The 7,660-nt window shown below is 39.3% G+C and carries 7 protein-coding genes and 3 pseudogenes; 6 read left to right on the forward strand and 4 right to left on the reverse strand.

All coding sequences use genetic code 11. The annotated features are described in order from the left end of the window. From Xets_RS13640 to Xets_RS13655, 4 genes and pseudogenes are all read left to right on the forward strand, one after another. A pseudogene (locus Xets_RS13640) lies at positions 1 to 96 on the forward strand (IS5/IS1182 family transposase); the annotation flags it as partial. Positions 97 to 737: 641 nt separating this feature from the next. Further along, positions 738 to 2,135, forward strand: a complete 1,398-nt coding sequence (locus Xets_RS13645) for a 3'-5' exonuclease (RefSeq protein ID WP_187651891.1) — start codon at positions 738 to 740, stop codon at positions 2,133 to 2,135. After that, complete coding sequence (locus tag Xets_RS13650) at positions 2,136 to 2,804, forward strand: DarT ssDNA thymidine ADP-ribosyltransferase family protein (protein WP_099133936.1); 669 nt, start codon at positions 2,136 to 2,138, stop codon at positions 2,802 to 2,804. It begins immediately after the preceding gene. A 9-nt stretch (positions 2,805 to 2,813) separates the two neighbouring features. Beyond that, entirely contained in the window at positions 2,814 to 4,448 is a 1,635-nt protein-coding gene (locus Xets_RS13655) for an ADP-ribosylglycohydrolase family protein (RefSeq protein WP_187651892.1), read from the forward strand. Between the two features lie 264 nt (positions 4,449 to 4,712). Here the strand turns inward: Xets_RS13655 and Xets_RS28700 are convergent. From Xets_RS28700 to Xets_RS13675, 4 genes and pseudogenes are all read right to left on the reverse strand, one after another. Further along, positions 4,713 to 5,012 (reverse strand): annotated as a pseudogene (locus Xets_RS28700) (integrase domain-containing protein); the annotation flags it as partial. A 6-nt stretch (positions 5,013 to 5,018) separates the two neighbouring features. Continuing rightward, a pseudogene (locus tag Xets_RS28705) lies at positions 5,019 to 5,255 on the reverse strand (TIGR03745 family integrating conjugative element membrane protein); the annotation flags it as partial. Positions 5,256 to 5,334: 79 nt separating this feature from the next. Continuing rightward, complete coding sequence (locus Xets_RS13670) at positions 5,335 to 5,544, reverse strand: TIGR03758 family integrating conjugative element protein (protein ID WP_187651894.1); 210 nt, start codon at positions 5,542 to 5,544, stop codon at positions 5,335 to 5,337. Continuing rightward, positions 5,541 to 5,870, reverse strand: coding sequence for an RAQPRD family integrative conjugative element protein (locus Xets_RS13675; protein ID WP_187651895.1), 330 nt, complete (start codon positions 5,868 to 5,870; stop codon positions 5,541 to 5,543). The genes Xets_RS13670 and Xets_RS13675 overlap by 4 nt, the downstream gene beginning before the upstream one ends. A 146-nt stretch (positions 5,871 to 6,016) precedes the next feature. Here Xets_RS13675 and Xets_RS13680 point away from each other — a divergent pair, with 146 nt between their 5' ends. Next, on the forward strand, positions 6,017 to 6,709 hold the full coding sequence (locus Xets_RS13680) for a DUF5710 domain-containing protein (RefSeq protein WP_099133940.1): 693 nt from the start codon (positions 6,017 to 6,019) through the stop codon (positions 6,707 to 6,709). Between the two features lie 332 nt (positions 6,710 to 7,041). Then, a complete protein-coding gene (locus tag Xets_RS13685; RefSeq protein ID WP_099133941.1) occupies positions 7,042 to 7,383 on the forward strand; it encodes an FxLYD domain-containing protein in 342 nt (113 codons plus the stop codon). Positions 7,384 to 7,660: the final 277 nt, after the last annotated feature.

The following is a 7,660-nucleotide window of genomic DNA, read 5'->3' on the forward strand; positions in this document are numbered from 1 at the left end:
TGGCGTGGTATAGCCACTCGCTATGCAAAAAATAGCGCGTCTTTTCTTGCCGCAGTGCAAATCCGTTGCCTTGTCCTTTGGCTGAAAATCTCATGACGACAGCATCTAGTGTACTCCCTTGCAGGCTACAGGAGTGTTGCTGTCGCTGCCCGAAGGTGATCCTCACAAGCGACCGGATCATGGATAAGTCTGACTACGCTAATAAACAGAAATCATCAGGTCAATGGGTAATTCATTTTCCGGGAAAAAAAATAATGTCAGGAGTGCGACGGAATTTTTGGGGCGTCAGGGAGAAACTGTCAATACGCCGTGACCCGTTCAAGCCGTGTGGTCTAACACGTTTATGCCCCATTTCAAGTTAATATTAAATCTGAGATATCTTACTATTTTTTTGTTGACTTTATTCTATCTAATAGAACACCATATTTATGGTTAAATATATCATGACCTAAATAGTAAATCTCTTATCTGGAAGATTGGAAAGTCACAACGCATTTTTTATATCATCGTATTTCAAGATGCATTTATTATCCTCCACTATTCAGGAAATAATAATCTGCTTTCGCCTTGCAAATTGTAACTTGAAGTTTATAGAATATAAAACCTGATAATTTCTATATTTGATATGGAAATAATAAGGATCAGAAATAACAACAATATATACTATTTCTAAAAATTAACTATCTGTTAGATAAGCAAGAAACACTTTGATATGAAAGATAGAATGAGGAGAATTCTTGAAAATTTTATCCAACCATCGAGCTACACGCGAACAATTGCCGATAGTAAGTAGAAACACGTTTGGAATTGTGGTTATTAGAGGTGCCGCAGGCAGTGGTAAAACCACAAGTGCTTTACTTCGATTGACTGCAATAGTCAACGCCCTATCATATCGTAGAACACTTAATAATGATCAAGCCCCTATCAAAACGTTAGTTCTTTCATTCAATAGAACATTAGCTGGGTACATAGAAGGTCTTATAAACGATAGTATTCAAACTGGCGCGATACCTGTACAAGTTGAAAATGATACTTTTGCTAACTGGGCGAAGGTTCATTTAAATACTGAATTAATACAAGATAAAGAGCAAACTTCATATTTATTAAATAAATGTATCTCATTAGGCTATGACTTAAATTTCATCCTTGATGAAATAGATTATTTAAGAGGTAGGTTTCTTCATTCCGATTTAGATAGGTATTTAACTATAGAAAGAACCGGCCGTGGATTATCTCCTCAAGTAACTAGATCAACACGCCAGATTCTAATTAATATAGTTCGAGAATATGTGCAATATCTTGAAGAAAGAAAATTAGATGATTGGCACACACAATGTGAGAAAATGATCTCAAATAGTTGTTTAGATTATGACATAATTGTTGTTGATGAAACACAAGATTTTTCAGTTAATCAAATTAGGGCAATTCTCAATCACCTCAAGGAAGATTACTATTTAACATTTGTTATCGATACAATACAACGACTATATCCTCGTGGGTTTACTTGGGCTGAGACAGGTTTAGACATGAGGAATGCAACATACTATAGGCTAAAAGAAAACCATAGAAATACAATAGAGATTGCAACTTTTGCTGCCTCTATTACTCAAGGTTTAACTATAGATGACGATGGAAGCGTCAGTGATTTTACACAAGCAACTAGGCATGGACCCAAGCCAATTGTTTGTAAAGGCTTATATTCTCAGCAAGTTAGTTATGCAATTGATTATATTCGTAGGCATGTAGATTTAGAAACTGAATCCGTAGCATTTCTAAAACCTAAAGGCGGGGCTTGGTTCAACGAAATAAAAAAACAGTTAACAAATAGCAGACTCTCTTACATAACAATCACAAAGAATAAAGTATGGCCCAGGGGATCAGAAAACATTGCTCTATCAACAATGAATTCGGCTAAGGGCCTTGAATTTGATCACGTTATTATATTAGGTTTGAGCAATACTAATATGCAACACCTCGACGATGAAAATGATGATAAGTTGCAACAATTAAAACGTCTATTAGCAATGGCTATCAGTCGAGCAAGAGAGTCCGTTGTTATAGGATACAAAGAATCCGAAAAATCAGATTTAGTAAATTATTTCACAAATGGAACCTTTGACGAGGTAAATTTATAAATGACAATTAAACAATTTATTAAAGATAATGGCATAAAAGAAATTCTGCATTTTACATCAGAAAAAGGGCTTACAGGTTGTGCAGGCTCAAGAACTGTATTATCACGGAAAGCATTGGATACAGATCAATACTTGAGTTATATTGCGTCTCCTGTAGCAAGTGAACGCCAAGAGGCACAAGAAGTATTTAATAAAGATAAAGACTGGTTAGATTATATAAATCTTTCCATTAGTGAAATTAACACTAGATATTTCAATGCAGCAAAGCGCTGGTTTAGTGGTTCAAATAATAAATGGTGGTGTATAATGTCTTTCAATCCTATTATATTAACCCATCTAGGTGTATATTTTACAACTACAAACAACATTTATACTTCGGTGATTAGAACACCAGACTTAGCTGGGTTACAAGCAATGTTTGATGAAACAATTATAAGATGGATAGGTAATAATATTTCCCGAAATGAAAGAGCTAATCATTTAACTACCTGTGAACAAGCTGAAGTCTTATATCCAAACCCACTTGATATGAATTTTCTAAGGTGCGTCTATGTTCAAAATGAAGAACATGCTGCGTCGATACATGGAACACTTAGGACCTTTGGTTTTGACCGGGTAAATGTTATTATTTGTCCAGAAAAGTTTTCCGGTGTGCCTAACACACTCTAAGAGGGTAAAATGAACTCACTCAGAGAAAAAAAAGTCATAAATTCTGCACTGTGGGCTGCCGCTGGTGATTCTATTGGGTGGATATCAGAGCTTGCTGATGATGAGGGATTAAAACGGAGAATCTCTGACAATTATCTGCAAAAGCCAGTAAACTGGAGTAGAAAAATCGGCGGATATTCAGGAGCTAATGTTAATTTGCCAGCTGGTACATATTCTGATGATACTCAGCTGAGATTGGCTATTTCAAGATGCATAAGGGGAAATGGCGAATTTGATATTGAATCATTCGCTAAGATTGAACTTCCTGTATGGTTATCTTATGCATTAGGTGCGGGAAGGGCAACTAAAGCTGCAGCTACTAACCTTATGCGAAAAGATACCAATTGGTTTTCAAATTTTTATAAAAATAATTACATTGAGTATACAAATTCAGGGGGGAATGGAACAGCCATGAGGATACAACCTCATGTTTGGAGCTGTAAAAATTTAATCGAAAGAAAATATGAAGTTTCTGTCATTAAAGATTCTCTGGTCACTCACGGGCATTTATTATCCGTATGTGGGGCAATACTACATGCAGATACATTACAATATGCATTACTAAATGGAAAGCCAGCGAGTCCTGTAGAACTCGAGAAAATAATAGATAACTTCTCAGCCATACCAGACATTATAAATAGTGTCTATGAGTTGAAGAATTTCTGGTTGCCAAACTGGGAAAACATTAGCAGAAAGAATTTATATGATGAAGTAGAGCGAATTCGTAGGGAATCCAAAGAGTACTTATCAAATGCTGTAAATGCCTTAAAGAAAACAAGCAAACCATCTGAAAATTATCAGGCTGTAATTGTTGCTCTAAAATGTGATAAAAATGAGAGAAGAGGGACTGCCACTAATACTGCTATTGCTAGCAGTTTGCTATGCCATTTATTTAAGGACTGTTCTCCATACGAGGCCATTATTTCTTGTGTTAATTTTTTAGGTACTGATACTGATTCAATTGCAAGCATGGCAGGTGCAATATTAGGTTGCTACAACGATATTCCCCATTGGGATATACAAGATAGTGACTATATAATAAAAGAGTCTATTAGGTTAAATAAAATTTCCGAAGGGAACATTGCGACAAGTTTCATTTATCCTAATATAAATAAATGGCAGCCGCCACAAACACAAAGCGACACCTTAGTAAGAAACTATGAAGGCAATTATTATGTCATAGGGCTTGGCACTGTTAATCCTATTGATAATAATATCTCGAAAACGAAAACACATTCATGGCAGTGGATGAAATTTGACTTTGGACAGTCAATTTTAATTAAGAGTAAAACTGGCAAGGTTAAAACTGTTGAGATTACACAGCTTCGTTCTATAGACGTCACGCAACCCGATGAGCCTGCAAGAAAGGAAAATTCAGTGCAACACACATATAGACCTGAGCAAAATAGTTTTAATTATGATAGTAATGAAAGTAATGACTTGGACATTGATGAGATAACAACATTTTTAATCAAAAATGGTTTTAACGAACAACAACTTGGTCGTTTCTTGATAGAATTTGCAGACAAAAAAGGGCTTGAATCTTGTATAGCATATGCAGCTATTATTGGTAAGGCATTCATATCAAGAAAGAAAAAGCAATAACAGAAAGAAATTAAGTCCTCTTGCTTTGACTTTGTGTAATCGTACACAAGCCCAAACACTATTCACTGATTTTTTTGCCTAACAAAGATTTAACTCTTCAACATCTTTTTACTAATCTGAAGCTAGAAAGCGTTAGAGAAGAAACTCTAACGCATTTCTGTCCAAAAGTGAGTTAGCGTAACATAGGAATAATCGCCTAAGACTCAAGGTTGCTTCGCTCATATTCCAATGACTAAAGCAGCGACCGTGTGTGCTCCATACAACTTATTCGCCCTCAATATTCTGGTAATACACCTGCTTAATATAACGTCCGCGCCCGTCACCATGCCCTAAATCCATTGAGACCAGTGCCAGCGCTTCCCGCTCGCTGAATCCTTGCACTATATAATGCTCCCCGGATTGCTGAACAAAATGGTAACGCATACTGTGCGGGGCATTCTTACCCGTCAATCCTGAGCTTCTGACAATATAGCGGTAACGGTCGATGGCCTGCGTGATCGTCGGCTTATCAATCAGTTTACCACTGCGCCCGGCCTGCTCGCGTTCAGCATAAGCAATCGCGTGTTACAAGGCTTTTCCATCGCGCACTTCGGAGAAGGTTTCCACCGCAGCCGAGGCCACTTTAAAGAATGCGACTGCGGAGAGGATCAACCCGCCAATCACAATGCCATCCTGTGCATACCCTTTCACCTGCCCCATTAATCCGCCACGACCCCCACTTGTGGGCGGTTCAATCGAGGGCAAATCGGCCCAGGCAGACTCACAGGAAAGACCCAGCAGCAACAGAAAAGTGCTGACCCGGGTCATCAGATTTGTGCTGAACTGACGGCAGGCCGTAAAAATTCGTTTCATAGTGATTCAGTTCCTTTTTGTTATGTTCATTGATTCAACTGGCAAACATCCAGACAGCCACGACCAGCAATACTGCGGTTCGAAGAGCAAACTGGCTGAGGGTCTGATTACGCACTTTTTCATTCGCCCAGGCGGCCCACAGAAACAACGTGGCCAGGAAAAAGCCGACACACACCAGATATAAAAAAGTGACATCAAAGTGTCCTGAGGCCACTTCAAAGGCCTGGCGTTGTGCCAAGGTCATTGCGGATGTTCCTGACGGTAATCGCCGGAGAGGAGGACGGGAGCACGGGGCTGATCGCGGGAAGGCATCAGGTAGTGATCGATACCGGCTTTGATGGTGTTGAGATCCGTCCTGATACGGGAGTAATCAAACTCATAACGAGGCTGTATTGACGTGTCAGATTGCTTTTCGGCGATGCTGGCGCGCTCCAGTGCTATCAGTACCTGATCAATCAGACGCTTGGCACTAGCCAGCTCATCTTTCTCCGCCGCCTGAGCCAGCGGCATGCACAATACAGTCAATCCCAGCAGACAGGCCGCACCGGATATCGAAAAGCCACCACGCATAAAAACTCCCCTCATCATAGACGCCGGATACGAGGATGCGGAGTTTTTTGCCACCAGTCAGCAATAAACTCTTTATGCTTGGGTGAAAATTAGATAAATAGTCTGATTAATTTATTCAGCCAACACTGAGCCATGAAGGAAGCAATATGCTGCGGATTGATTTACACGTCCCTGATGATGAGTATGAGACAGTGAGAAAGCTGGGCGCACACTGGGATGCGACCGCCCAAATCTGGTATATCGATGGCAGTTTTGACCCGGAACCGTTTATGCAGTGGCTGCCGTTTTACAATGTGCATGCGGAATATTGGTATCTCGCCCAAACCCGGATACCCTGTCCGCACTGTCATGAACCCACCACCGTCACTGCCTTTATGTTACCTGCCGGACATCAATTACTGGAAGCAGATAAGGATGAGGAACCCGACACGGAAGTGGACTACACCGAACAGGACAGCCCGGCATTTGTGTTTTATATCGTCGATATCCCGTCTATCGTGCGTAATGTGCTACCCGGTTTTCACCACACCCTGCGCAAAGCCATCAGCCAACAGTTACACCGACAGCACTGGATAAACCACTGCGAACACTGTCATGCACAGCAGGACGATACCGAACTGTTTACCGAAGTCGGTGGCGCGTTTTTTCCGGCCTCCAAAGAACAGGCCGCGACTATTCAGCTGCACCGAATCGATCAGCCATTCGTAGTGTATTGTGAAGATACTTCGCACGAACATTACTGTTTCGATCCAAAGGGAAGCAACCGGGCTTGTCAGGCCTGTGACTGGTTTGAATCCATGACACAGGTCGTAAATGTGCCTTCAAAATATCAGCATTAACCGGAAAAACTGACGCGCCGCCAAGCGGCTTGTCTACTGAATGATAGAGTACAAAACAAAAACCTTTGTACTCTATCACTCAGCGCCCAAAAAATATTTCTTAAACATTGAGTTTCCGACAATATCGTTGTAAGTCCCATTATTCCAACTCATCTATCAATTCGATAAAAATTAAAAATACAAACAGTAATATCAACTTGAAATATAAAGGGTATAGATTATGAAATATGTTCATATAACAAATGATAAATATAAAATGAAATATTAAACAGAGGAAAGATATGAGATATTTACAATGACCTTAACATAGCAAACATATCGAGGATAATAATATGAAAAATCATATGACAGATCTCTTAGAAATGCACGTCAAGGCAAATTTATCATTAGTTGCCAATAGCAATGATATGATATCAGTTACAAATATTCGTATCGTCACAGGACAAGATGGAGTTAAATATATATTAGCTGACGTACAAAATAATACAGATCAAAAACTAGATTACGTATTTGTCCATTTCAAACTTTATCTCGGAGACGTCTTATCTGGTATCTCTATCTCTTATGTAACAAATTTTAGTCCGAAGGGAAGATGGAAAATAGATTCAGCAATAGAGCCTTCTATAAAATTTGACTCTGTTAAACTCGGAGCAATAAACATTTATACTCAATAAAATTGAATATGTATGGATTTGGTTATTTATTACATATTCATAATAATTCAAAACTGAAAAATAGCATTTTAAATGAAATAAATGTATTAATACTTATCACTGACACACCGCTCACGCGGCTTGTCTACTAACAACCGAAGGCAAAATAAAAACCTGTTTTGCCTTCCATCATGCAGCGCGTCGAGTAGCGAGCACGTATTACTACGCACCCGCCCTCTAAGAACCGTACGAGCGACTTTCACCGCATACGGCTCAAGCCTTTATAAACCTGCTTAGC

Origin of the sequence: Xenorhabdus sp. TS4 (assembly GCF_014467265.1) — a bacterium.
GTDB classification, from domain to species: Bacteria; Pseudomonadota; Gammaproteobacteria; order Enterobacterales; family Enterobacteriaceae; genus Xenorhabdus; species Xenorhabdus ehlersii.